A 24,591-nucleotide genomic window follows, 5' to 3' on the forward strand; every position below is an offset into this window, starting at 1 on the left:
TGCGTCAGAAGGGACGGAAAAGCGAAATCAGCGGGATCGTCTGCAACACGTTCTTGAGCGCTGCCTTCGATGCCGAACCATCGACCACGATGACATCATTGCCGAAGATCTCGGGGTCTGGAGCTTTGCCGCGCCGGATATCCGTCAAGTCGAAGGCCGCTGCCTGTCGCTGCCCGCCAATGACGCGAAATACCGCGACCTTGCGCGAATTTGCATCCGCCGACGTGCCCTTTGCCAGCGCGATCGCCTGAAGCAAGGTGGTCGAACCCGCGATCGGATAGATGCCGGGGCCGTTTACCGAACCATCGACGGTGATCCGTTGGCTCGATGAAGCCTTCAGCGCGACCCGAACTTCCGGGTTCTGAAGATATTTCGCGCTCAGACGGCCCGCAATGTCAGTGGCCAGTTCGTCGGTGGTTTTGCCGATCGCCGGAACCTTTCCGATCAGCGGCATCGTGATATCGCCCGTCGGATCGATGACGGCGTCACCGGACAAATCTGGCACGCGCATTACCGCAATCGTCACCGTATCGCCGGGACCGGTGCGATAGGCATTTTCGGCCGAAATCGCGGTAATCGGATCCGGGGCGTTGAACTTCTGGACACCATAGGGAATCGAGCCACCCCGCGAGTTGGCGCACCCGCCCAGCGCAAGCAGGGCAGCCATGCACAGCAGCCCAAGTGCCAACACAGTGCGATAGGCCGAGGCAATCGACACCACGGGCGACACCACGGGCGATCGATTCGCGGCTTCGGCGTGAGTGGTCAAAGTGGTCTCCATAAATCAGGTGGCGGCATGGCCCTTTGCCCAATGCGCGCTTTAGCATTGGAGGCGTCGAAATCAACCCGACACCCGCTCGGCCTAACGAGAGCTTAACGCATCCCTTGGCGAGCACATCGATCAAACGATCCTATTTTGCGCCAGAACCCGTCAGGACAGTTCGAATTGTCCGGAATACAATCAGAGCATCAAGCCAAGCCGAAAGATATTTGATATAGTAAAAATCGTAGCATAGCTTGTAATGAACGTCATGTATCTCTGCCACATGACCCTGATTGACTTGAGCCCAGCCCGTTATTCCTGGTTTCACCACATGACGATAGCTGTAGAACGAAATTTCACTTTGATACCATGCGGAGAGTGCCATTGCCTCGGGGCGCGGCCCGATCCAACTCATCTCTCCGCGCAGAATATTGAGAATCTGGGGAATTTCATCGATGCGGGTGCGGCGCAGGATGCGTCCGATGCGGGTGATGCGGTCGTCATCGCTGTGCGTGATGGCGGCGCGACGCGCATCGTCATGCGTGCCGGGCGCGGCCACCGGGCGCATCGTGCGAAATTTGTAAACTTCGAACGGCCTGCCGCGAAAACCCATGCGCAATTGCCGAAACAGCACTGGCCCAGGTGAATCGAGCCGGATTGCCAGGGCGATCAATAGCAGGAAGGGCGAAAATAGCGGCAAAGCAATCAGCGCGATGACCAGATCCGCAAACTGCTTCACCCGACCATAACCGTCGTTCGGGTTCAGCGAGCCCAGATTATTTTCCGAAATATGTTCGATCTCGACCTGGCCGGTGATCGATTCCAGCAGCTGCTTCGAATGGTACACGGGCACGCCAGCGAGCGCGGCTTGCGCCAGCAAACGTTCCCATTCGTCGCCGATTTCGGCCCGAAGATCGACGACGATGCCCGACCCCGGAACTTCGGGCAGCACCGGCTCGCGCAGATACTCCCAGTCGACGTGCCGAATACCCTGCAGCCGTGACATATCGCCGCACGGTACGACATGGAACAGATAGGCGGTGTGCCGCTGGTTCAGATAGCAAATGACGAAGAACGTCATCATCGCTAAAGCAAAGCTCGTCACCACCACGGAGACGATATATTCCAGCCGGAACATCAGCAGCGCCGCCGTCACAATGCCGTAGGACGTAAAAAACGACGGCAGCACATATTCGTAGGAGCGGACGCCCGGGAAGTTGCACAGCCGCCGAAACAGCGACACCCCCAGGATCAGCCCGACAATCGACGCCAAAAGCGAATTGCGGCTGTTTTCATATTCCAGAATCGTGCTGCTGAAATAGGCAAGGTCGCGCGAATCGAAGAGACCGCGGATCAACGACGGCAGCACCACGGCCACCAGCAGCCCCACCAGCAGTTGATAGCGATAGCGCTGTACGCCAACGCGCCGTTGGCCATCCCTGCTTCGCAAACGCGCTTGCAGCATTGCGAAATCCCCTAATCCGTCCGCAACTCGCGCCGCGTCGATACTGCGCGGGACCAATCCGGTCCAGTCACACACTCTCTGCGTTGCACTGCAAAAAACCGGGTCGGCTGATGGCACGCGGTGACGCCAAGTTCAATGGAATCCGCCAAACCGCGCATAAAAGTGGTCGGCGCTGAGCGCCCGCGCCGGATCGACGCGCAAAACTATGCGGTTGATCAGCGCAATGGCATCGTGCTTTGGCCGTCGCAGTGCCGCGCCGCGAGAACGTCCATCAAAATGCCTGCTCCGATCCTGTTCCTCAATCGCTTTTACGCCCCCGATCATTCGGCCACGGCGCAGATTCTGACCGATCTCGCCGTCGATCTGGCGGCGCAGGGACATGACGTCACGGTGATCGCCAGCCGTGCGATTTATGGACAGGACCAGGGATTGCTGCCGAGCGCCGAGACGCTTGACGGGGTGAAGGTACGCCGGGTGCCTACTCCCGCAACGCGGCGCGGTATGGCTGGTCGAATTGCGGCCTACCTCTTCTACCTGTTGTTCGCGCCGATCGCCGCCGCGCGGATCGCGCGGCGCGGGACCATTCTGGTGGTCAAGACCGACCCGCCGTTGCTGTCAGTGCCCCTTGCCCTGGTGGCCCGAATGCGCGGTGCCGTTCTGATTCCGTGGCTCCAAGATCTTTACCCCGAAGTGGCGGTCGCTTATGGGATGGGGATTGCCCGCGGGCCGATCGGCCACGTGCTCATGCGCTTGCGGGACATGTCATTGCGTCGAGCAACGCGCGTGGTCGCAATCGGCAATCTGATGGCGGATCGCGTAGCACGCGCGGGAATCCCGCGCGATCGCATTGCCGTCATTCCCAACTGGTCGAACGATGCCGAGATCGTGCCCCTCGTCGCGCATTCGCCGGGCCTTCGCGCGGCATGGGACATTCCGGGCGATGCCTTCGTCCTGGCCTATTCCGGAAACCTGGGGCGCGCGCACGAATATGATACGTTGCTGGGCGCGGCAACGGCGCTGCGCGCACGCAGCGACATCGTCTTCCTGTTTGTCGGCGGCGGGCACATGTCGCAGCAACTTGCCGCAGAGGTTGCCGCCCGCAAGCTCACCAATTTCCGCTTCGTGCCTTATCAGCCGCGCGAGAAGCTGTCCGAATCGCTCGCCACCGGGAATGCACACTGGATCTCGCTGCGACCCGAATTCGAAGGGTTGATCGTGCCGAGCAAGGTGTTCGGTGTATGCGCCGCCGGGCGTGCCGTCGTTGCGGTGTGCGCACCGGACGGAGAATTGCCCCGGCTGATCGTCCCGGCCGGCGCCGGTGTCGCGGTCGCGCCCGGTGACTCCGCCGCCCTTGCGCAGGCGATCGAGGCTCTTGCGGCAGACCGACCGAGAACGGCAAGCATGGGTCGGGCAGCGCGCGCGCTGCTTGACGGGGGCTACACCCGGACTCATGCGTTTCAGCGGTGGCTGCACTTGCTCGACGCAGCGAGCGGGGATACCGCAGCGCAATAAGCGCACTCGCGCCCGACCGAGTGCCGGACGATTTGGAAACAACCGTGGGACTCTTCAGAAAAACACCGAAACCGGCCCCGGCGCCCAGTGGCCCTCCACGAACCCGTGCTTACGCGATTGGCGACGTGCACGGGCAGATCGATCTGCTGCGCGATTTGCTGGACCAGATCGATGCCGACAGCCAGGCGCGGCCATGCGAGCGGGAATTCGTCATATTCCTAGGCGATTTGATTGACCGCGGACCCGATTCTCGCGGGGTGTTGCAACTGCTGCAGGAAATCCGCCCGAATCTTCCGAATCCGATCTTCCTGATGGGCAACCACGAGGAGATGCTGCTGCGCGTGCTCGGCGACGATCCCGAGCGGATATGGGACTGGATGAGCTTTGGCGGTTATGAATTCGCGCAGAGCTACGGTGTGGAGGTTGGCCGTCTCGCGACGCTTTCGGCGAAGGCTGCGGCTGCCGAGATTCGCGCGGCGATGCCCCCTGCGGACGTAGCCTTCGTCGAATCGTTTGTGGATAGCTTTCGCTTCGGCGACTATCTGTTCGTTCACGCAGGCGTACGCCCGGGTATCCCGCTCGAACAGCAGAAGATTGCCGACCTGCGCTGGATTCGCGAGGATTTCCTAGAAAGTACCGCCACTCATCCCTTCATGATCGTGCACGGCCACACGATCAGCGATGGTCCGGACGAACGGCCCAATCGCATCGGGATAGACACGGGCGCCTATGCAACTGGCGTCCTTACCGCGCTCTGTCTCGAGGGCAGCGACCGCAAATTCCTGACCGCGGTTCGATAAGGTTTTTTCGACCGCCCAGAGGCTTGCGCGCAACCTAAACACAGGTGTGGCGTTTCAGCATCTCACTCGGGTTTTTTGTGCGAGCGCGAACGATTTGAGGGTGGACAAATTCGGTCCTCGTGGGTATTCCGATCTTCGAGCACCGCTAAACGGGTTCAAGGGAGACTGAGATGAAATTTTCGCGGGTAACCGCCGCCATCGTAATGGCGAGCCTTTCGGCACCGCTGTTTGCGGCTTCCGAGCAATCGGTCGGTACGCTGACCGCAGCTTCGCAGGGCACTGTTATCGCCCGTGACGGTAAGCTTCTTCCGGCGCGCGCTGGGCAGACGCTGTTCGTTGGTGATCGCGTGATTACGCGCGGTTCGTCGGCAAAGGTCGCTATGCAGGGCTGCAACGTTGCGCTGAAGCCGACGTCGATCCTGTCGGTCGGCACCTCGGCTTGCGCCGCGCCGCAGTCGTTCGCTGCTACGCAGGACGACGCAGCTACTGGTGGTGCAGCCGCCGGTGGTAGCTCGACCGGCTACATCGTTGGCGGTCTGGCACTTCTGGCGATTGGTGGCGGTGTTGCCGCAGCTACCAGCAACACCAGCACGAAAGCAGTTAGCCCCTAGTCTCTGGGTTTTCTGTCTACAATTTCGGGGGTCGAACGTAAGTTCGGCCCCTTTTGTTTTTGGCGGGATGAATTTCCAGCCAGTCTCTTCGAGTGGCAGTCACGCGCAGCGTATCGTATGGACCGCCACCCCGCGGACCTTCCATCAACGTCAAATACTGAAACGCGGCGCGGCCGTCGGCAATCGCCGTTACGCCAAGGCCCGGTCCGCTTAGCCGACCTGTGGCACCGCTGACACCCGCCGGGCCTGATCGGCCAGATACCAGTCGATCGTTGCCGCCAATCCGTCGGTAAAGGCGACTTCGGCGCGCCAACCCAATTCCCGCTCAATCAGGCTCGGATCGATCGCATAGCGTCGATCATGTCCGGGGCGGTCGGTGACAAACTGGATCAAGGATCGGCGGCGTTTGCCATTCGCTAACGGGATCTTTGCATCAAGCAGGTCGCAGATCATCGCCACTACCGCGATGTTGCTATGTTCCGCTCGCCCGCCGATGACATAGGTCTGACCTACCGCACCGCGGGTCATAACCGCGTCCAAGGCGCGGGCATGGTCCTCGACGTGCAGCCAATCGCGCACATTCTCCCCAGTGCCGTAAACGGGCAGACTCAGCCCCGCCGCCGCACGCGTGATCGTCAACGGGATCAGCTTTTCGGGGAATTGATGCGGACCGTAATTGTTGCTGCAGTTCGACAACACGACCGGCAACCCGAAGGTATGGTGCCAGGCACGAACCAAATGATCCGATGCTGCCTTTGAAGCCGAATAGGGCGATGACGGGCAGTAGGGCGATTGCTCGTCGAATTTCGATGAATCGAACGGCAGATCGCCAAAGACTTCGTCGGTCGAGATATGGTGGAAACGAAAGCGGGCCTTGGCCTCCCCTTCCAGGCCGCGCCAATGGTCGAGCGCGGCCTCCAGCAGATGGAATGTCCCGGTAATATTCGTTTCGATGAACACCGCCGGGCCGTCGATCGAGCGATCGACGTGGCTCTCCGCCGCCAGATGCATCACCGCATCGACGCGCTCCTCGGCCAGCAGCTGCGATACCAATGCGCGGTTTGCGATATCCCCCTGGACGAAGCGGTAATTGCGTGCGCCGGCGACGTCTTCCAATGACGCAAGCGATCCCGCATAGGTCAGCTTATCGAGATTGATGACACGGGTTCGCCCGCCTCGAACGAGGTGACGGCACACCGCGGAGCCGATGAAGCCCGCCCCGCCGGTGACGAGCACGCAGCGATCTGGGCTAGCGTTGAGCGGGATTACGGCGCTCATGCCGCAGCTCGGGCGCGCGCGTGCAAATAGCGCGCATATTCGGTCTTGCCCATTGTGTCGGCGCGTGCGCTAACCTGCGCTGCATCGAGCCAGCCGAGATCGAGCGCGATTTCCTCGGGACAGGCGATCTTGATCCCCTGCCGCCGCTCGATCGTGCGAACGAAGGAGGAAGCGTCGTGGAGCGAATCATGCGTGCCGGTGTCGAGCCAGGCATAGCCGCGCCCCAGCCGTCCGACCGACAAGGCGTCGCGTGCCAGATAGTCCTTTAGCACATCGACGATCTCGGTCTCGCCACGCGCTGACGGCTTGAGGCTGCGCGCGATATCGACCACGCCCGCGTCGCAGAAATAGAGGCCGGTCACCGCCCAGTTCGATTCTGGTTCGGCTGGCTTTTCCTCGATCCCCGTCGCGCGCCCGCTAATCGAATCGAACGATACGACGCCATAGCGCTCGGGATCGTCGACCTGATACGCAAACACCGTCGCCCCGCCCTGCTCCGCCGCCACCGCCGCCGCGCGGCACTTGGCACCCAGCGCATCGCCATGAAAGATGTTGTCGCCCAGGATCAGCGCGCACGCCTCGCCGTCCAGAAACTCCGCGCCCAGCACAAAGGCTTGCGGCAATCCCCCCGGGGTGGGCTGTTCGCAATAGGACAGGTTGACGCCAAGCGCCGAGCCATCGCCGAGCAACAGGCGGAACATTGGCAGGTCGCGCGGGGTCGAGATGATCAGGATATCACGAATCCCCGCGAGCATCAGCACCGAGAGCGGGTAATAGATCATCGGCTTGTCGAACACCGGCAAGAGCTGCTTCGACAGCGCGAGTGTCGCCGGATATAGCCGCGTTCCCGCGCCCCCGGCCAGAATGATACCCTTCATGCGTTCTCGGACCCGTTGCTAATCGAGCCCGGTCTAGCGCGAATTGGTTAAAGGTCTCTGGCGGGGCGTCGCGGCGTCACTTCAGCAGGTCAACGGCAAAGGCGCGAATCGTCTCACCAATGTCCTCGCGGCTGACGGCAACCGCCAAATTGGCGGTGACATAGCCAGCCTTGTCGCCGCAATCGTAGCGTTTGCCATCGAACGTCAGGCCGTGGAACGGCTGATCGCCGATCATCCGCGCCATCGCATCGGTCAGCTGGATTTCCCCGCCGGCACCTTTGCCCTGGTTCTCAAGCACACGCATCACTTCGGGCTGAAGAATGTAGCGACCGATCACCGACAGGTTCGACGGCGCGGTGCCCTTGGCGGGCTTTTCCACCAGCCCCTTCACTTCCGTCAGCGCGCCGTCGCGCGTGCCGGGCGTGATCACGCCGTACATGTGCGTCTGATCTTCCGGTACTTCCTGCGCGCAGATCATGTTGCCGCCGACCTTCATATAAGCGTCGACCATCTGGCGGAGGCAGCCAGGTTTCCCGACCATGAAATCGTCAGCCAACAGCACGGCGAACGGTTCATCGCCGACGATATCGCGCGCGCACCACACGGCATGGCCAAGGCCCATCGGCTCCTGCTGCCGGACATAGGCGACCGCACCGGGCGCAAGCCGCGTCTGATCGAGTACCTCGAGCGACTTGCCGCGCGCCGACATCGTCGATTCGAGTTCGTAGGCGATGTCGAAATGGTCCTCGATCGCAGATTTGCCGCGTCCGGTGACGAAGATCATCTGCTCGATCCCGGCTTCGATCGCTTCATCGACCGCATATTGGATCAAGGGGCGATCCACCACGGGCAGCATTTCCTTCGGCATGGCCTTGGTCGCCGGCAGAAAACGAGTCCCCAAGCCCCCCACGGGAAACACGGCCTTGCGCAACGGCTTGATTTGCATGGGAATCCTTCACCCCGATGATTCGCGTATTGGCCGCGTTAGCGCGCGCACAGGTCTAAGGAAAGACGCTGCTATTTGCCTCGTTCGGCGAGGAAGCGGCGGAACAGCGGCCAAGTGATCGCTATGACCACTGGCCACAGCATCGTCAGCACGAAATCGTGGATGCTATCGGGAAGCGCGCTTTCGTTATTTGGCCGCACGCCGAGCGAACGCATGTCGTAAATCTCGTTCACTGCCTCGATCACGGCGACCACGAGCAGAGGGCGCCAATTCCACGGCGGACGACGCAGCACGAGGGCGACCAGGATCAGGATCGCCATACCGGCATGCACGTGCAGCGCATCGTCGCTGATGTGCAATTGCTCGCCCATCTGGCGTTTGAAAATGCCCCAATCCACGATGTGCGCGCCTTTAAGCCGGAGAGATCAGGCCCGTAACCACACTTTCAGGCCATATGCCACCACACCGAGCGCGGCCACGCTAGCCGCCCAGATGCCGGCCATCCAGGCGAGGCGCTTCCACAGCGGAGCAAGCGGCTGTTCGGTCATCAATGATAGCCCTCGCCGACCTTGCCGCGGAACACCCAATAGCCCCAAGCGGTATAGCCGATGATCAGCGGCAGCATGATGCCGACCCCGATGAGCATGAAGATTTGGGCCGATTCGGGTGCTGCCGCCTGCCAGATCGTCACGCTCGCCGGCACGATGTACGGGTACATGCTGATGCCAAGCCCGACGAAGCACAGGAAGAACATCGCGATCGTCAGCACGAACGGCAGAATCTGTCCGCCGCGGCCGAGCGACCGCCAGAACAAGAACGCGATCGTCGCGACCAGGATCGGCACGGGCGCGGTCAGCAATAAACCCGGCATCCGGAACCAGCGGCTGTAATAATCGTGATTGAGGAACGGCGTCGCGAGGCTCACCGCCGCCACCGCGACCAAGGTCGCCGCGCCGAGCCAGCGTGCGAAGCCGAGCGCCTGTTCGGCAGTGCGGCCCTCTGTCTTGGCGATTAGCCAGGTCGCGCCGAGCAGGGCATAGCCGATTACGACGCTCACCCCGGTCAGCACGCTGAACGGCGTGAGCCAGTCGAGCCAAGCCCCCCCATAGCCGCGACCCGACACCTTAACGCCCTGCAACAATGCCCCCAGAACGACGCCTTGCGCAAAGGCGGCGGTGACCGATCCGGCGGTGAAACCAATATCCCACCACCTCCGATGCGCCGGATCGCGCCAGCGATACTCGAACGCCACCCCACGGAATACCAGGCCCAGCAGCATCGCGATGATGGGCGGATACATTGCCGGCATCAGGATCGCGTACGCCAGCGGAAAGGCCGCAAACAGGCCGCCGCCGCCGAGCACCAGCCACGTCTCGTTCCCGTCCCACACCGGCGCGATCGCATTCATCGCCGCATCGCGGTCCGCGCCGACCTTGAAGGCGGGGAACAGGATACCGATGCCCAGATCGAAGCCGTCGAGCACCACGTATCCGAAAACCGCAAACGCGATGATGAAGGCCCAAACGGTCGCAAGATCGGCGTTGATCATGCCGGCTGTCCTTCCGGATGGTGCGCCGGCGACGGTGTGACGCCGGCGGTGCGGATCGGCGCATCATCGATCTCGGTCTCACCGGTTTCGACGCCCTTGCCGATCAGGCGCAGGATATACCAGGTGCCGACGCCGAACACCGCGAAATAGACCAGCACGAAGGCGACCAGCGACGCCCCAACGGCGGGCGCAGCGAGCGGCGATGCGCTATCGGCCGTGCGCAGCAGACCATAGACCGTATAGGGCTGGCGCCCGGTCTCGGTCGTGATCCACCCGGCAATAACCGCGACGAACCCGGCCGGGCCCATCAGCACGCCGGCGCGGTGCAGCCACTTCCAATCGTACAGCTTGCCGCGCCAGCGCGCGACCAGGCTCCACAGGCCCAGCCCGAAGATTGCAAAGCCAAGACCGACCATCACGCGGAACGACCAGAACAGGATGGCGACCGGCGGCTGTTTATCCTGCGGCACCGAGTCCAGGCCCTTCAGCGGCGCATTCAAATCGTGCTTCAGGATCAGCGAGGAAGCCTTTGGAATCTCGATCGCATAATCCATCCGCTTCTTTTCGGCATTCGGGATACCGAACAGGATCAGCGGTGCGCCGTTTGGATGGCTGTCATAATGCCCTTCCATGGCCATCACCTTGGCCGGCTGATGCTCGAGCGTGTTGAGACCGTGGGCGTCGCCTGCCAGGATTTGAATCGGCGCGACAATCGCTGCCATCCACATCGCCATGCTGAAAATCTTGCGCGCGTGCGGTTCGCTCGGGTTCTTGAGCAAATGCCAGGCACCGGTGGCACCAACGACCAGCGAGGTGGTCAGATACGCGGCGATGACGGTATGAACGAAGCGGTATGGGAAGCTGGGGTTGAAGATGACCTTCGACCAGGATCCCGCCATCACGAACTGCCCTTGCGCGTTGATCGCATAGCCTTGCGGCGTGTGCATCCAGCTGTTCGCCGACAGGATCCAGAACGCCGAGATCGCAGTCCCGACCGCAACCATGCAGGTGGCGGTGAAATGCAGTCGCTTGCCGACCTTCTTCATGCCGAACAGCATCACGCCAAGGAAGCCCGCTTCGAGGAAGAAGGCGGTCAGAACTTCATAGGCCATCAGCGGCCCGAGAATCGGCCCGGTCTTGTCGGAGAACACCGCCCAATTGGTGCCGAACTGATAAGACATCACGATTCCGGAGACGACTCCCATCGCAAAGGCGACTGCGAAAATCTTCAGCCAGAAGCGGAAAATATCGAGATAAAGCTGTTTTCCGGTGCGCAGCCAGAGCCCTTCGAGGACCGCAAGATAGCTCGCCAAGCCGATCGAGAAGGCCGGAAAAATAAAGTGGAAACTGACCGTAAAGGCGAATTGCGCGCGAGCGAGAATAATCGGGTCGATGCCGTCGAACATGTCGTAGCTACCTCTCGCGGCTCCCTTGCGCCCGCTTGACGCGAGCGGCAAGTGCGCAGCGTGCAAGCGACACTGTTGCCGCCACACGCAAACGCATTAGCGTTATAGAGGATGCGTGACAGATCGTCGGCGACTTGACCAAAGACCCCGTTCGCCCTGAGCCTGTCGGAGCGCTGTCTTCTTCAAGCGCGTCAGGAAACTCTACCAGGCCGCCGGAGCATCAGCGCCCGCCGGGCTGACCTTCACCACCCTGCGGCTGCGCACCGGGGGAACCGCACCAGCACCACCGCGCTGCTGCATCTGCTGCTGCATCATCTGCTGTTGCTGCTGAATCTGGCGATAGGTCGATTCGGGGATGAATTCGAGCAGTTCGAGATCGAACACCAGCGTCGAATGCGGCGGGATGACGCCTTGGTCTTTTTCGCCATAACCGAGGCTCGGCTTGATCCAGACACGGTATTTCGCGCCCTTCGACATCAGCTTCAGCGCTTCGGAGAAGCCAGCGATGACGCCCTGGCGGCCGGTCTCGGGATTGCTGGCCACGACCGGAATCGGCGTGGGCTGGGGCGATTTGTCGAAAACCGTGCCATCCACCAGACGGCCTTCGTAATTAATCAGGCCGATGTCTTCGTCCGTCGGGTGCGGGCCCTTGCCCGGCGTCAGCACAAGGTACTGCAGGCCGGACGCGGTCGTCACCACGCCCTTCGCACGCGCATTCTTCGCGAGAAACGCGGTCGTCGGGTCGATTGGCGTCTGCATCGCCAGCGCCGCAGCAGCGACCACCGCCAGCGCGATGAACAGCCAGATATACACCAGAATGCTCCGCTTTACGGGCTTCAGCGGGACAGCGGTGATCGACATGGTGGCTCCCGGGCGGGGGTCGAAGTTTTACGTCAGAACGAACGGCCGGCGCGCGATCGGCACCGGCCCAAAGGGTATCTTACCGAACCCCGTCGCGTTCCATCCGCTTGCGCTCCAGCTTGCGAGCGCGGCGGACGGCAGCGGCACGCTCACGTGCACGCTTCTCGCTCGGCTTTTCGTAGTGCCGGCGCAGCTTCATCTCGCGATAGACGCCCTCGCGCTGCAGCTTCTTCTTGAGCGCGCGCAGCGCCTGGTCGACATTGTTGTCGCGTACGATGATTTGCATAAACCCGAACAGCTCCGAATTGATAGAAAAGCGCCGCCGCGAACATGAGGTCCGCGTCGCAAGGCGTGCGCCCTAACAGCAGCCATTGCGCTTTTCAAGGCGAAACACCTGTTGCCTGGATGCCACACTGTCGGTGCGAAGGCGATTCATTGCAGCGCTGCAATGCGCCCGGTACGCAGGTGGGCCAAACACGTAAGGATGTTGCAGCACGCGCCCGTCATGGACCTGACCACCCGTATCCTTGTTGTCGATGACGATCCCGGCATTCGCGATTTGACCGCCGCCTTTCTGGGGCAGCACGGTTATCTGGTCGATACCGCTGCGGACGCGCCGACGATGCGTGCCGCGATGCGCGCCAACACGTATGCGCTGGTAGTGCTGGACGTCATGATGCCGGGTGAGGACGGTCTGTCGGTATTGCGATCGCTCGACCGCGCGACCGCACCCGCTGTCGTGATGCTGTCGGCGATCGGCACCGATATCGACCGAATCGTCGGGCTGGAAATGGGGGCGGACGATTATATCCCCAAACCGGCCAATCCACGCGAATTGCTCGCGCGAATCCGTGCGGTGCTGCGCCGACGACAGGAGGCGCCGATGGCGACGTCCGCGACCGGCGGGCGTGCCTGGTGGCGCTTTGCGGGATGGCGACTGGATCCGGTCGGCCGCGAACTGATCGATCCCGACGATACGGTCATCGATCTCTCCGACGGCGAATTCCGTTTGTTACTCGCCTTGGTCGAACGCCCGCGCCGCGTGCTCAGTCGCGATCAATTGCTCGATCTGTCGCGCGGCACACAGGCCGAACATTTCGACCGCGCGATCGATGTACAAGTCAGCCGCCTGCGCCGCAAACTCGCCCGCGAAGGGTGCGAAGACCTCATCCGGACGGTCCGCAACGAAGGCTATCTGTTCGTGGCCGATGTCGCACGCTGATCGCTCCCCCTCGGGATCGGCACCCTCCATCGCGGTCTCGATCTTCGCGCTCGTGCTGGCGGCGTTGATCGCGGCGATGGTCGCCTTTTTTCTCGTCACCTTCAACGGACCACCGCCAAAGGACCCGCCGCGAAGCCTTGAGAGTATCGCCTCCGCCTTGAGAACCGGCACGCCGCCCCACGACCCGGGACCGCCGCTTAGTATTTCCGACCGCCCGACCGCCCCCACGGGGCAAAACCGAGCGCACGCCGGGGAGGTGCGGCTGGCGACGATCCTGGGCGTCTCGGCCGACAGGGTGAAAATCTTCGCTGAACCACAACCCGACGATATCGGATCGGCGTTCGTCGGTGACTTTGCCGCCGGGCTGCGGCGCGGGGCAACATGGCGTATCGTGTCAAATCCGCCACGCGCGCTGATCACGCGGTGGCATTTGGTAACGCTCGGCGCGATGCTCGGACTGGTCCTCCTGCTCGCCGTGCCGACCTGGCGGATCGCTCGCGCCTTGTCGCGCCCGCTGCGCCAACTTGCCGACACCGCCATCCACGCCCGCGCCGGGGTTCCGCTCGGCACAATTCCGGAAGGCGGTGCCAGCGAGGTCCGGGACCTGTCGCGTGCGGTGGCCGCGATGCACCACCGGCTGACCCAGGATGCGCAAGGGCGCACCACCATGCTCGCCGCCATCGCGCATGACGTGGGAACGCCACTTTCGCGTCTCGCCTTCCGAATCGAACAACTTCCCGACAATTCGCGGACCCGCGCGCTCGCCGACATTGAGGAAATGCGGGCGATGCTGGCGGCGGCGCTACGCTTTGCCCGCGATGAAGCCAGCGAGCGCGCAGATCAGCGGCTTGATCTGGGCAGCCTGCTCGACAGTCTCTGCGAAGACATGGCGGCAACGGGTGCGCCAGTTGCGCTCACGCCCGGTGCGCGCGTGATCGTACGCGGCGACCCGGCGGCTTTGCGGCGCATGTTTGGCAATCTGGTCGAAAATGCCGTGCGCTACGGCAACACCGCCGCGGTTGGTTGGGTGCTGGATCTGGACACCGTGACGGTCACGATCGACGATCACGGTCCGGGCTTCGATGCGGGCCACAGCCTGCGCCTTTTCGAACCGTTCGTTCGTGGCGACCCCTCGCGCAACCGCGACACCGGCGGCACCGGCCTTGGTCTCGCGATCGTGCGCGCGATCGTCGAGGCGCATCGCGGGGTCGTGACGCTGGAAAACCATGCCGGGGGTGGGCGCGTGCGCGTCGTCCTCCCGCGGTTGCAGCGCTGAAACATTTTGCAACAGGAAGCGACGCTGGTGAAATATCGTCGCGCACTACGTCGTCAAAAACGCTCCCGTCACCATTCGGGAGCAAGCTCGTGCAACACGATAACGAAGATCATGACCTTGGTCTTTGCCATGATCTGCAGATCATGCAGCAACAGTTCGAACGGCGTCAGGCACTGCGCTGGTTCGCCGGGGCAGGTACCGCCGCGCTGATCGCTGGTTGCTCCGGCGGGTCCGGAACGAGCGGAAATAGCACCGTCTCCGTCGTCACGGCGACGCCGACGCCGACCCCAACCGTCACGCCGACACCGACGCCCACGGCGACGACCACCGGTAGCTGCATCGCGGACCCGAGCGAGACCGCAGGACCATATCCGGCCGACGGCACCAACACATCATCCGGATCGACCAGCAATTCGCTCAACATCAACGGCATCGTGCGCAGCGACATTCGCCCGAGCTTCATCAGCACCACCACCGTCGCCACCGGCGTGCAAGTCGTCCTTACGCTGACGCTGGTCAATGTGAATGCGGCGTGTGCGCCGCTGGCCGGCTATGCGATCTATCTGTGGCATTGCGACCGCCTCGGCAATTATTCGCTCTATACCGCGCCGACCGAAAGCTATCTGCGCGGCGTTCAGGTTACCGATGCCAACGGCCAGGTGACCTTCACCACCATTTATCCGGGCTGCTATTCGGGTCGCTGGCCGCACATGCACTTCGAGGTTTTTTCCAGCCTGTCGTCGGCGACCAGCGGGCGGAATGCGCTTTTGACGTCACAACTCGCTATGCCAACAGCACTCAATGCGACGGTCTATGCCGATACTGCGACCTATCCCTCGAGCAGGACCAACCTGGCGCAGGTGACCCTCGCCAACGACAATGTCTTCAGCGACAATACAGCCGCGCAAATCGCCCAGCAAACGCCTACCTTCGCCGCGGCAACCACGGGCTATACGGCGTCGGCCCTGATCGGCCTCGCGCGATAGGAACCGCGGCCCCTTTGCGGTGCAGGCATCTCGCCGCTACAGCGGCGGGATGACCGGTACCCCCCTCACCTTCTATAACAGCCTCACGCGCACGACAGAGCCGTTCGCGCCGATCGATCCCGCGTTGGTGCGGATCTACACCTGCGGGCCGACGGTCTATAACTATCAGCACATTGGCAACATGCGCGCCTTTCTGTTCGCCGACACGCTCGGCCGCGTGCTGCGCTGGAAGGGCTATCCGACCAAGCACATCATCAACATCACCGATGTCGGCCACCTGACCAGCGATGCCGATGCGGGCGACGACAAGATGGAAAAGGCCGCCGCGGCGCAGGCCAAGTCGATCTGGGAAATCGCCGCGCATTATACCGCCGCGTTCAAAGAGGATGTAGCGCGCCTCAACATCGATCCTCCGGCCGAATGGACCGTCGCGACCGACCATATCCCGCAGATGATCGAATTCGCGCAGGCGATCGAGAAGGACTGCTACCTGATCGAGGGCGGGCTGTACTTCGATACGACACGCGTGCCGCACTACGGCGCACTCGCGCGTGCCGTGTCGGACGCGGGCGAGAGCCGGATCGACCCGGTCTCGGGCAAGCGCAATGCAGCCGATTTCGCGATCTGGCGGCGCTCACCCCCCGGCGAGCAGCGCCAGATGGAGTGGGATTCCCCTTGGGGCAAGGGTGCGCCGGGCTGGCATCTCGAATGCTCGGTGATGAGCCGCCAGCATCTCGGCCATCCGTTCGACATCCACACCGGGGGAATCGACCACCGCGAAATCCACCACCCCAATGAAATCGCGCAGAATCAGTCGTTCTGCGGCTGCAACGACAGCGGTGCACGGATCTGGATGCACAACAACTTCCTGGTGGATCGCGGCGGCAAGATGTCGAAATCGACCGGTGAGTTTCTCCGGCTCCAGACGCTGATCGACGCTGGCTTCCACCCGCTCGCCTATCGCATGATGTGCCTGCAGGCGCATTATCGCAGCGAGCTGGAATTTACCTGGGAGAATCTGGCGGCAGCGTTCACGCGGCTGAAGCGGCTGGTGATCGCGCGCGACGCGTTGCGCGCGCGCGACGATTATGTGCTGAAAGGCGATGCTGAACCGTACTTCGCGCGGCTGGAGGAAGCGGTCGCCGACGACCTGGCCACGCCGCGCGCGCTGACCGTGCTCGACGAACTTCTCGCCGACAAACGCCTGTCGCCGGCGACGCGGCTGCGCGCACTTGGCGATTTCGACGCCGTGCTGGGCCTCAAGCTCGAAACGCTGAACCGCGCCGACCTCCGCCTTCGCCCAGCTACCGCAACGCTTACCGAAGCCGAAATCGACGCCCATTTGACCGCCCGCCGGGACGCGCGCGCGGCAAAGGATTTCGCGGCGTCCGACAGGATCCGCGATACGCTCACCGCCGCCGGAGTCGAGGTGATGGACGGTGATTCGCTTGGTTGGGATTGGAAACTCACTGTATGAAAGCCGTCCTCCCCGCCCTCGCCCGTGGCTTGCTCGAAGCGCATTTGCCCGCCGATCTCGATATCGCCTGGGTCACCACGCGCGAGGAAGCAACGGCGGCGATGGTCGATGCCGATATCGGCTGGGTCGATCTTTTCCCGCATGGCCTGACACCCGAGGCAGTGGCGGCGGCGACATCGCTGAAATGGCTGTTCACCGCGATCGCGGGAATCGATTCGCTCGACATGGCGAAGCTCGCGCGGGACGGGACGGTCGTTACCAACGGCACCGGGATCAACGCGATCGCCGTCGCCGAATATGCCGTGATGAGCGTGCTGGTCGCCGCCAAACGCTATGACGAGGTCGTGCGCATCGCCGATCGCCGCGCCTGGCCCGATTATGCGCCGGGGCGGATCGAACTGTTCGAAACCAGCGCGCTGGTCGTCGGCTATGGCGCGATCGGCAAGTTGATCGGCGAGCGGTTGGCGGCTTTCGGCGTCGCGGTCACGGGCGTCACCCGCTCCGGGCGCGACGGCACGCTGACTCCAGACGCGTGGAAGGCGAAGCTCGGCGACTTCGACTGGGTCATCCTTGCCGCTCCCTCGACCGACGCGACGCACGCGATGATCGGCGCGGCGGAACTCGCGGCGATGAAGCCCGGCGCGTGGCTGTTCAACCTCGGCCGCGGCGACATGGTCGATCAGGACGCGCTGATCGCCGCCCTCAAGGCGCAGCGCATCGGCGGCGCGTGCCTAGACACCGTCACGCCCGAACCGCTGCCCGCGGAGGATCCTTTGTGGACCGCCCCCAACCTGATCCACACGATGCATTTGTCCGGCCGCAGCCAGACCAAGATGTTTCAGCGCGCCGCCGCTCTGTTCCTGCGCAACCTCGACGCCTTCCGCGCCGGGCGGCCGATGGAAAATGTCGTGGATCTGACCGCCGGCTACTGAATTACCCCGTCTGGGAAATTTCTGCTTGCCCGCCTTACCCTCGCTGGGTAATGGCCGCGCATGACGACGATGGCAGGCATCAAGATCCGGCGTTTTCGCGAAGAACGTGCGCTTACCCGTGCGGCGTTCGGCGCATGGTACGGCGCGCCCGGCTCGACCGTCCAGGGTTGGGAAGAAGACGGCAAACGCGCGAGCGGCCCGGTCGTCAATCAGATCGCCGCCAACGGAATCGCCACCCATGCCGATTGGTATATTCAGATGCGTACGGAGCAGGACATGAGCCGCTGGACCCCCGATAGCTGGATGCGCGCCGATGCGCGGCAGATGCCGACCTATTCCGACGCCGCCGCGCTCGACGCCGCGACCGATCAGCTCGCCTCCTTCCCTCCGCTCGTCTTCGCAGGCGAAGCGCGCAACCTGACCGCCGACCTTGCGCGCGTGGCCGAGGGCAAGGCGTTCCTGCTGCAGGGCGGCGATTGCGCCGAGAGCTTCGCCGAGCACAGCGCCAACAACATCCGCGACACCTTCCGCGTCATCTTGCAGATGGCGGTGGTGCTCACCTTCGCGTCGAAGCTGCCGACAGTGAAACTCGGCCGCATGGCGGGTCAATTCGCCAAGCCACGATCGGCCGATACCGAGACTCAGGGTGACGTTACCCTGCCTGCGTACCGCGGCGACATCGTCAACGATATCGACTTCACCGCCGAGGGCCGCGAGCCCGATCCCCAGCGGATGATCCGCGCGTACAGCCAGTCCGCGGCGACGCTCAACCTGCTGCGCGCCTTCGCGGGCGGCGGCTATGCCAACCTCGCGCAAGTCCATCGCTGGACGCACGACTATATGGGCCGCAGCCCCTGGGCGAAGAAATATGCCGAGACCGCCGACCGCATCGGTGAGGCGCTGGAGTTCATGGCCGCGTGCGGGATCAGCCCCGAAACTGTGCCGCAACTGGCACAGACCAGCTTCTACACCAGCCACGAAGCGCTCCTGCTGCGCTACGAACAGGCTCTAACGCGGCAGGATTCGCTGACCGGAGACTGGTATGACACGTCGGCGCATTTCCTATGGATTGGGGATCGCACGCGCTTCGAAGGCAGCGCGCACGTCGAATATCTGCGCGGCATCGGCAATCCGATTGGCATGAAATGCGGCCCGAGCCTGGAACCCGACGCGCTGCTGCGCCTGCTCGATACGCTCAACCCCAACCGCGTCCCTGGGCGCATCACGCTGATCACACGCTACGGCCACGACAAAATTGAGGCCGGCCTGCCCAAGCTGGTCCGCGCGGTCTTGCGCGAGGGACATCCGGTCGTGTGGAGCTGCGATCCGATGCACGGCAACGTCGTCAAGGCGGCAAACGGCTATAAAACGCGCCCGTTCGATCGCATCCTGGCCGAAGTGCGTGGCTTCTTCGCCGTCCATCGGGCTGAGGGTTCGATCGCCGGGGGCATTCATGCGGAGATGACCGGACAGAACGTCACCGAGTGCACGGGTGGCGCGGTGGACGTCACCGAGCAATCGCTGGCCGACCGGTATCACACGCATTGCGATCCGCGATTGAATGCGGGGCAATCGCTCGAACTCGCCTTCCTGCTGGCCGAAATGCTTAACGTCGAAATGGCCGAGCGGCGGCGCGCAGCGGCTTGAACCGCCGCGCGCTGCCGGGGTCAGACGACGCGACGGCCCTGCACAAGCCGCACGACCACGACGATCAACGCGATGACCAGCAACAGGTGAATCAACCCACCGCCAATATGAACAGCGAAACCCAGTGCCCAGAGCACGAGCAGAACTACGACGATGGTCCAAAGCATTTGAAATTCCCAAGATTTCACGCACGGACCGCCTGTTCGGGCCGCAGCCTTCAAAAAACGCCGACCCGTCGCGCAAGTTCCGCCCTCACCTTGACGCGGCCGCGACCGGTGCGTAAGGCCAGTCCTCCCACGCATGGCCCCTTCGTCTAGCGGTTAGGACGACGCCCTCTCACGGCGTAAGCACGAGTTCGATTCTCGTAGGGGTCACCATCGTCAAACGAGAAATGACGGAACCGGGCGGGGTGGTGCTGAATCGCCACACAATCACAGCATCTCGGCTGCGGCAGATCAAAAACCTTTACAATTTCGCTGCACGTGCGAGATGATGTATCATGTCGCCAACTCGACGCCGACCAGAATGCCGCACCGGCCTGTAAGAGTGGGTTCTTCCGCCCCCAAGCAGATCGGTCGAAGCGTGCCGAATTGCAGCAGCGGCCGAGTGGTGCAGCGCGGCTGGAGGTCCATCGGTGCCTATGCGGCACGGTTGATGGCGGGTCGGCCACTCAATTTCCGGCTCGCGCTCCTCGGCCTGATCGCCTTGGCATTGGCGGCGCCGGGTACGTTGTTCAGCGCACATCAGCACTCGCATTTCGACGTACGCATCACCGCGTCGAGCAAAGACAACGGCACCTTCCACGCCGCGCAACATCACCGCACGCCTGCGGAGACGCCGGACTCCTGTCCGATTTGCGAAGGCATGGCGCTCGCCGATGCGATGGTTCCGGCGACGCGTTTCGAACTCCACCGCCCGTTGGACGTCGCCGCCTGGTACTCCGCCACGCCCCTTTGGCAGCGGATGCCGCCGCAACGGTCTCATTCCTGGAACAGTCGAGGACCGCCGACGCTCGCGTAACCTTCACGATCGTCGCGACGGGGGCCGTAAGGCGCCCCGCTTTGGTGCCTGCGAAACAGCGGCACCTCTAAGGTTCTTGGAGCTATACTACATGCGAAATCTGCTTTTGACGGGCGCGGCCTTCGCCGCCCTGCTTCCCGCCTGCGCGCAAGCCCAGTCGGCACCACCGCCCTCCCCCGCGCCATCCTCGGGCGGCGCTGCGCAGACGCCAGCGCCGACCGCGAGCGGCGACACCGACATCGTCGTGACCGCGCGCAAGCTCGATCAGGCGCGCGATGCCATTCTCCCGGCGCTCGGTGCCAGCGACTACATCTTCACTCGGAAAGCACTGGATAATCAGCCGGGCGGCGCCGATCGCAATCTGACGCAGGTGCTGACCCAGGCTCCGGGCGTCACGCTCGACAGCTACGGCGCCATTCACGTCCGCAACGAACATGCCAACGTGCAATATCGCCTGAACGGCGTGATCGTGCCCGAAAGCATCTCAGGGTTCGGGCAGACCTTCGACCCCCGCATCGCCGACTCGATTTCGCTCATCACCGGCACGCTGCCCGCGCAATATGGCTATCGCACCTCGGGCGTCGTCAACCTGACGACGCGCAGCGGCGCGTTCGACAATGGCGGGGATGTCGGCTTTTACGGCGGCAGTCGCCTGACGCTCCAGCCGAGCGCAACGCTGCATGGCAGTACCGGGCGGATCAATTACTTCGTCTCGGGCAGCTATCTGCAGAACGATCTCGGCGTCGAGAACCCCACCCCGGCGCTGGACGCAATTCACGACCGCACGCGGCAATATCGCCTGTTCGGCTATGTGTCGGACATTCTGTCGGACACCAGCAGAATTTCCGTATTTGGCGGCACCGCGATCGGGAAATTCCAGATCCCGAACAATCCGGGACAGGATCCGCAGTTCGTGCTCAACGGCCGGTCCACCTTCGATTCCGCAGCGCTCGACCAGAACCAGATCGAAAACACGCACTACGGCGTCGCGGCGTATCAATATGCGGGGGGTGACCTCAACTTCCAGATCGCGCCCTTCGTGCGCTATTCGGAAACGCGATACCGGCCCGATCCGCAAGGCGGCGACGTCATCTTCACCGGCTTCAACGACCGGTCGACGCTGTCCAGCCTCGTGCTCGGCGTACAGGCCGACGGCGGGTACAAGCTTTCCGATGCGCACACGATCCGCTTCGGCCTGTTCTTCCAGAACGAACGCACCCGATCCTCAGTCACGTCGCAATTCTTTCCGACGACGACCGATCTCAACGGGAACACGGTTCAGGCCACCGATCAGCCAAGCAGCCTGACCGACAGCAGCCGCAAGGTCGGCCAGCTCTACGGCCTCTATCTGCAGGACGAATGGCTTCTCACCCCGACGCTCACCTTCAACGTCGGTGCGCGGTTCGACGCCGTGCGCGCTTACACTAACGAGCAACAGATCAGCCCGCGCGCCAACCTCGTGTGGAAGCCGGCACCGGGAACTACCTTCCATCTGGGCTATGCGCGGAATTTCACGCCACCTCCGCAGGAGCTCGTCGCAACCGCAAGCGTCGTGCAGTTCAACGGCACCACCAAGGAATCGGAGATCAAATTCGGCGATCCGGTCCGCGCCGAACGCGAACATTATTTCGACGGCGGCGTGCAGCAAACAGTGCTGCCGGGCCTGACCGTCGGCGTCGATGCGTATTATAAGGTCAAGAAGAATTTGCTCGACGAAGGCCAGTTCGGATCGTCGCTCGTGCTGTCACCCTTCAACTACGCCAAGGGCTATGCCTGGGGCGTGGAACTGCGCGCCAATTACGAACATGGACCGTTCGACCTGTATGCGAACGTCGCGCGCGGACAGGAAAAGGGCAAGAACATCGTTTCGGCGCAATATTTCTTCGCGCAGGACGAGCTGGATTATATCAGCAATCACTACATCTTCACCGACCACAGTCAGTTCTGGACGGTGTCGGGGGGCGGCAGCGTCACGATTCCGAACAGTTTGGGCAAGCTCGTGCCGACCGTCGACTTCCTGTACGGCGACGGCTTGCGGGCCGACGATCCCGCCGGGATCGTTCCGAACGGCGGGAAATTGCCGTCCTACCTGACGGCCAATTTCGGCATCGCGCAGAATTTCGATGGCCTTGGCTTCATGAAGGGGCTGTCGATCCGCTTCGACGTCGTGAACGTCGGGGACAAAATCTACGAAATCCGTGATGGCTCGGGCGTTGGTGTCGGCGCGCCGCAATATGGCGCGCGCCGGGGCTTTTTCGCCGGGATCAGAAAGACTTTTTGATCACCCGACGTGTGGTGTTCGGGGTGCCAGCCGGCATCCCGAACCTGCCGGCAGACGTCGCAAGATGCGGACGGGTCCGCTCGCCGTCGCCGACGATGGTGATGCTACGCTTATCACCTCTTTCAGCTTTGCGTGCTACCGACACCAAATGCTGCGCGCGCTTGCCGTTCTCCGTCATGCCACCATCGCGAAGCCACAGATGCGAGCCCGGGTTGGTGCTGGCGCGGTATTTGCCTTGTTCTTCTCGGCCACTTTTTTTCTGTTCGTCGATCGGGCGGCGATGCCGATTCAATTGTGGGATGAATCGCGCAACATCGTGAACGCGCTTGAGATGCACGCACGGGGGTTTTCGCTCGTCACCACGTACGGCGGTGCGCCCGACCTGTGGAACACCAAGCCGCCGCTGCTGATCTGGCTGATGGCCGGAAGCGTCGCTTTGTTCGGGCCGGAGACCTGGGCGCTGCGGCTGCCGAGCATGGTCGCCGCGCTGGCGACGATCGCATTGCTGTTCTGGTTCGTGCGGCGGACGACCGGATCGCGCCTCACCGCCATGCTGGCGGCTGCTCTGCTGGTGCTGAGCCCGGCGTTCTTCGGCGAACATAGCGCACGGACGGCCGATTATGACGCGCTGCTGCTGTTCTTCGTCACGACCTATCTGTGCCTGCTGTATCTGGCCTTGGAACGCGAGCGCCCCGCCCCGCCGCTGCTCGCGCTGATCGGTGCCGCAATCTGTTGCGCCTTTCTGACCAAGAGCGTGGCGGCGTTGGTTCCGGGTGTGGGCGTCGTCCTGTACGTGACGGTTGCCAGGCGATGGCACCGGGTGATCACGAACCCGCGCTATGCGGCGATGGCCCTAGGCGTCGCCGGGACGGTGCTGCTGTTCCTGGCTGCGCGCGAGTGGCAAGCGCCAGGATATCTGCACGCGGCGTGGTTCAATGATGTTCGCGGTCGGTTCGGGTCGGCGCTGGTGCTGGCGAAGCCGCGCTGGTTCTATCTGGAATTGCTCCGCGCCGGCTTTTTCGCTGCGGGACCACTGCTTTTGCTGGCACCCGTCGCATTGTTCGTCGCGCGCGGACCGGTTCGACAGGTGCTGCTGTTCTCGCTCTGCATCGTCGCGGCGACGCTGGCTGTCTTCACCTGTGCCGCATCGAAGCTTGACCATTATATTCTGCCGGCCGTCCCGTTCATGGCGGTCGCCGCCGCCGTCACCTGTCAGCTTGCCATCGCCCAGGCGCGTGCCGTGCTCGCGACCGACGCCCGCTATGCCCGCTTGGTGGCCGCGGCGCTGCTGCTCGTGGCGCTCGTACCGGTCGCGATGGGCGTCACCGGGGCGGTAGCGCGGCGCTATTATGTGCGGGCCGTGCCCGAAGGTGCGCGGTCGGGCCAGTATGGCGCGCTGTTCGACCGGATCGTGCCGCTCGCCGATCGCCCGATCCTGGTCGTCGATCCCGGCTTTTCGCAGGGTCAGCCGAACTATACCCCGGTCCTGTTGGGGTATCGCGAACTATGGGCGGCGCGTGGCGTCGCTATTGCCCACTCGACGAACCTTGCCGATGCCAACCGCGCCCATCGCCGTATTCTTGCCAGTTGCGATGCCGCAGCGGTCCCGCTGATCGCAGCGCGCGGTCGAGACATCGGTGGAATCCCCGGATGTGCCGCAGTCGTTATCGACTAAGCCCGC

The 24,591-nt window shown here is 63.1% G+C and carries 24 protein-coding genes and 1 tRNA gene; 13 read left to right on the forward strand and 12 right to left on the reverse strand.

The annotated features are described in order from the left end of the window. Positions 1 to 4: 4 nt before the first annotated feature. Positions 5 to 781, reverse strand: coding sequence for a polysaccharide biosynthesis/export family protein (locus AB5I39_RS03940; RefSeq protein WP_404371430.1), 777 nt, complete (start codon positions 779 to 781; stop codon positions 5 to 7). 130 nt (positions 782 to 911) lie between these two features. Beyond that, positions 912 to 2,228: an exopolysaccharide biosynthesis polyprenyl glycosylphosphotransferase gene (locus AB5I39_RS03945; protein ID WP_404371432.1), complete on the reverse strand. Its 1,317-nt coding sequence runs from the start codon at positions 2,226 to 2,228 to the stop codon at positions 912 to 914. Between the two features lie 276 nt (positions 2,229 to 2,504). Between AB5I39_RS03945 and AB5I39_RS03950 the strand changes: the two genes are divergently transcribed. The 3 genes from AB5I39_RS03950 (at position 2,505) to AB5I39_RS03960 (ending at position 5,151) form a co-directional block, all read left to right on the forward strand. Then, positions 2,505 to 3,740: a glycosyltransferase family 4 protein gene (locus AB5I39_RS03950; protein ID WP_404371435.1), complete on the forward strand. Its 1,236-nt coding sequence runs from the start codon at positions 2,505 to 2,507 to the stop codon at positions 3,738 to 3,740. After that, entirely contained in the window at positions 3,692 to 4,540 is an 849-nt protein-coding gene (locus tag AB5I39_RS03955) for a metallophosphoesterase family protein (protein WP_404371438.1), read from the forward strand. The genes AB5I39_RS03950 and AB5I39_RS03955 overlap by 49 nt, the downstream gene beginning before the upstream one ends. A 170-nt stretch (positions 4,541 to 4,710) precedes the next feature. Then, positions 4,711 to 5,151 carry a hypothetical protein gene (locus AB5I39_RS03960; RefSeq protein ID WP_404371441.1) on the forward strand — a complete coding sequence of 147 codons (441 nt, stop codon included), beginning with the start codon at positions 4,711 to 4,713 and terminating at the stop codon, positions 5,149 to 5,151. A gap of 210 nt (positions 5,152 to 5,361) precedes the next feature. Here AB5I39_RS03960 and rfbB read toward each other — a convergent pair whose 3' ends face one another. From rfbB to rpsU, 9 genes are all read right to left on the reverse strand, one after another. Next, positions 5,362 to 6,429, reverse strand: a complete 1,068-nt coding sequence (gene rfbB / locus AB5I39_RS03965) for a dTDP-glucose 4,6-dehydratase (protein ID WP_404371444.1) — start codon at positions 6,427 to 6,429, stop codon at positions 5,362 to 5,364. Beyond that, positions 6,426 to 7,307: a glucose-1-phosphate thymidylyltransferase RfbA gene (gene rfbA / locus AB5I39_RS03970; RefSeq protein ID WP_404371446.1), complete on the reverse strand. Its 882-nt coding sequence runs from the start codon at positions 7,305 to 7,307 to the stop codon at positions 6,426 to 6,428. Before rfbA ends, rfbB begins: the two co-directional genes overlap by 4 nt. A gap of 76 nt (positions 7,308 to 7,383) precedes the next feature. After that, positions 7,384 to 8,253: a UTP--glucose-1-phosphate uridylyltransferase GalU gene (galU, locus tag AB5I39_RS03975; protein ID WP_404371449.1), complete on the reverse strand. Its 870-nt coding sequence runs from the start codon at positions 8,251 to 8,253 to the stop codon at positions 7,384 to 7,386. Positions 8,254 to 8,324: 71 nt separating this feature from the next. Further along, entirely contained in the window at positions 8,325 to 8,651 is a 327-nt protein-coding gene (locus AB5I39_RS03980) for a hypothetical protein (RefSeq protein WP_404371452.1), read from the reverse strand. A gap of 27 nt (positions 8,652 to 8,678) precedes the next feature. After that, entirely contained in the window at positions 8,679 to 8,801 is a 123-nt protein-coding gene (locus AB5I39_RS03985; RefSeq protein ID WP_404371454.1) for a DUF2474 domain-containing protein, read from the reverse strand. Next, entirely contained in the window at positions 8,801 to 9,802 is a 1,002-nt protein-coding gene (gene cydB / locus AB5I39_RS03990) for a cytochrome d ubiquinol oxidase subunit II (protein ID WP_404371456.1), read from the reverse strand. The genes AB5I39_RS03985 and cydB overlap by 1 nt, the downstream gene beginning before the upstream one ends. Next, positions 9,799 to 11,208 carry a cytochrome ubiquinol oxidase subunit I gene (locus AB5I39_RS03995; protein WP_404371458.1) on the reverse strand — a complete coding sequence of 470 codons (1,410 nt, stop codon included), beginning with the start codon at positions 11,206 to 11,208 and terminating at the stop codon, positions 9,799 to 9,801. The genes cydB and AB5I39_RS03995 overlap by 4 nt, the downstream gene beginning before the upstream one ends. Before the next feature lie 201 nt (positions 11,209 to 11,409). Beyond that, on the reverse strand, positions 11,410 to 12,069 hold the full coding sequence (locus tag AB5I39_RS04000) for an FKBP-type peptidyl-prolyl cis-trans isomerase (protein ID WP_404371461.1): 660 nt from the start codon (positions 12,067 to 12,069) through the stop codon (positions 11,410 to 11,412). Positions 12,070 to 12,148: 79 nt separating this feature from the next. Then, a complete protein-coding gene (gene rpsU / locus AB5I39_RS04005) occupies positions 12,149 to 12,355 on the reverse strand; it encodes a 30S ribosomal protein S21 (protein WP_106640311.1) in 207 nt (68 codons plus the stop codon). A gap of 219 nt (positions 12,356 to 12,574) precedes the next feature. On the opposite strand from rpsU, the gene AB5I39_RS04010 reads away from it, so the two are divergent. The 6 genes from AB5I39_RS04010 (at position 12,575) to AB5I39_RS04035 (ending at position 19,609) form a co-directional block, all read left to right on the forward strand. Beyond that, positions 12,575 to 13,291: a response regulator gene (locus AB5I39_RS04010; protein WP_404371464.1), complete on the forward strand. Its 717-nt coding sequence runs from the start codon at positions 12,575 to 12,577 to the stop codon at positions 13,289 to 13,291. After that, the gene (locus tag AB5I39_RS04015; protein ID WP_404371467.1) at positions 13,278 to 14,567 is read left to right on the forward strand and encodes an ATP-binding protein; all 1,290 of its coding nucleotides are present in this window, start codon (positions 13,278 to 13,280) and stop codon (positions 14,565 to 14,567) included. Before AB5I39_RS04010 ends, AB5I39_RS04015 begins: the two co-directional genes overlap by 14 nt. A 143-nt stretch (positions 14,568 to 14,710) precedes the next feature. Further along, positions 14,711 to 15,553, forward strand: coding sequence for an intradiol ring-cleavage dioxygenase (locus tag AB5I39_RS04020; RefSeq protein ID WP_404371469.1), 843 nt, complete (start codon positions 14,711 to 14,713; stop codon positions 15,551 to 15,553). A gap of 49 nt (positions 15,554 to 15,602) precedes the next feature. After that, a complete protein-coding gene (gene cysS, locus AB5I39_RS04025; RefSeq protein WP_404371471.1) occupies positions 15,603 to 17,030 on the forward strand; it encodes a cysteine--tRNA ligase in 1,428 nt (475 codons plus the stop codon). After that, the gene (locus AB5I39_RS04030; RefSeq protein ID WP_404371473.1) at positions 17,027 to 17,962 is read left to right on the forward strand and encodes a D-2-hydroxyacid dehydrogenase; all 936 of its coding nucleotides are present in this window, start codon (positions 17,027 to 17,029) and stop codon (positions 17,960 to 17,962) included. Before cysS ends, AB5I39_RS04030 begins: the two co-directional genes overlap by 4 nt. A 276-nt stretch (positions 17,963 to 18,238) precedes the next feature. Continuing rightward, positions 18,239 to 19,609, forward strand: a complete 1,371-nt coding sequence (locus tag AB5I39_RS04035) for a class II 3-deoxy-7-phosphoheptulonate synthase (RefSeq protein ID WP_404374003.1) — start codon at positions 18,239 to 18,241, stop codon at positions 19,607 to 19,609. 20 nt (positions 19,610 to 19,629) lie between these two features. Here the strand turns inward: AB5I39_RS04035 and AB5I39_RS04040 are convergent, their stop codons facing one another. Then, positions 19,630 to 19,776 carry a lmo0937 family membrane protein gene (locus tag AB5I39_RS04040; RefSeq protein WP_299852006.1) on the reverse strand — a complete coding sequence of 49 codons (147 nt, stop codon included), beginning with the start codon at positions 19,774 to 19,776 and terminating at the stop codon, positions 19,630 to 19,632. 135 nt (positions 19,777 to 19,911) lie between these two features. Between AB5I39_RS04040 and AB5I39_RS04045 the strand changes: the two genes are divergently transcribed. The 4 genes from AB5I39_RS04045 (at position 19,912) to AB5I39_RS04060 (ending at position 24,585) form a co-directional block, all read left to right on the forward strand. Beyond that, positions 19,912 to 19,986: transfer RNA gene (locus tag AB5I39_RS04045), tRNA-Glu, on the forward strand. A gap of 169 nt (positions 19,987 to 20,155) precedes the next feature. Beyond that, on the forward strand, positions 20,156 to 20,629 hold the full coding sequence (locus tag AB5I39_RS04050) for a hypothetical protein (protein ID WP_404371476.1): 474 nt from the start codon (positions 20,156 to 20,158) through the stop codon (positions 20,627 to 20,629). A gap of 91 nt (positions 20,630 to 20,720) precedes the next feature. Beyond that, entirely contained in the window at positions 20,721 to 22,910 is a 2,190-nt protein-coding gene (locus tag AB5I39_RS04055; protein WP_404371479.1) for a TonB-dependent receptor, read from the forward strand. Positions 22,911 to 23,109: 199 nt separating this feature from the next. After that, entirely contained in the window at positions 23,110 to 24,585 is a 1,476-nt protein-coding gene (locus tag AB5I39_RS04060) for an ArnT family glycosyltransferase (protein WP_404371481.1), read from the forward strand. The last annotated feature ends 6 nt before the right edge of the window (positions 24,586 to 24,591 follow it).

The organism is Sphingomonas sp. MMS24-J45, from assembly GCF_044881195.1.
GTDB lineage: Bacteria > Pseudomonadota > Alphaproteobacteria > Sphingomonadales > Sphingomonadaceae > Sphingomonas.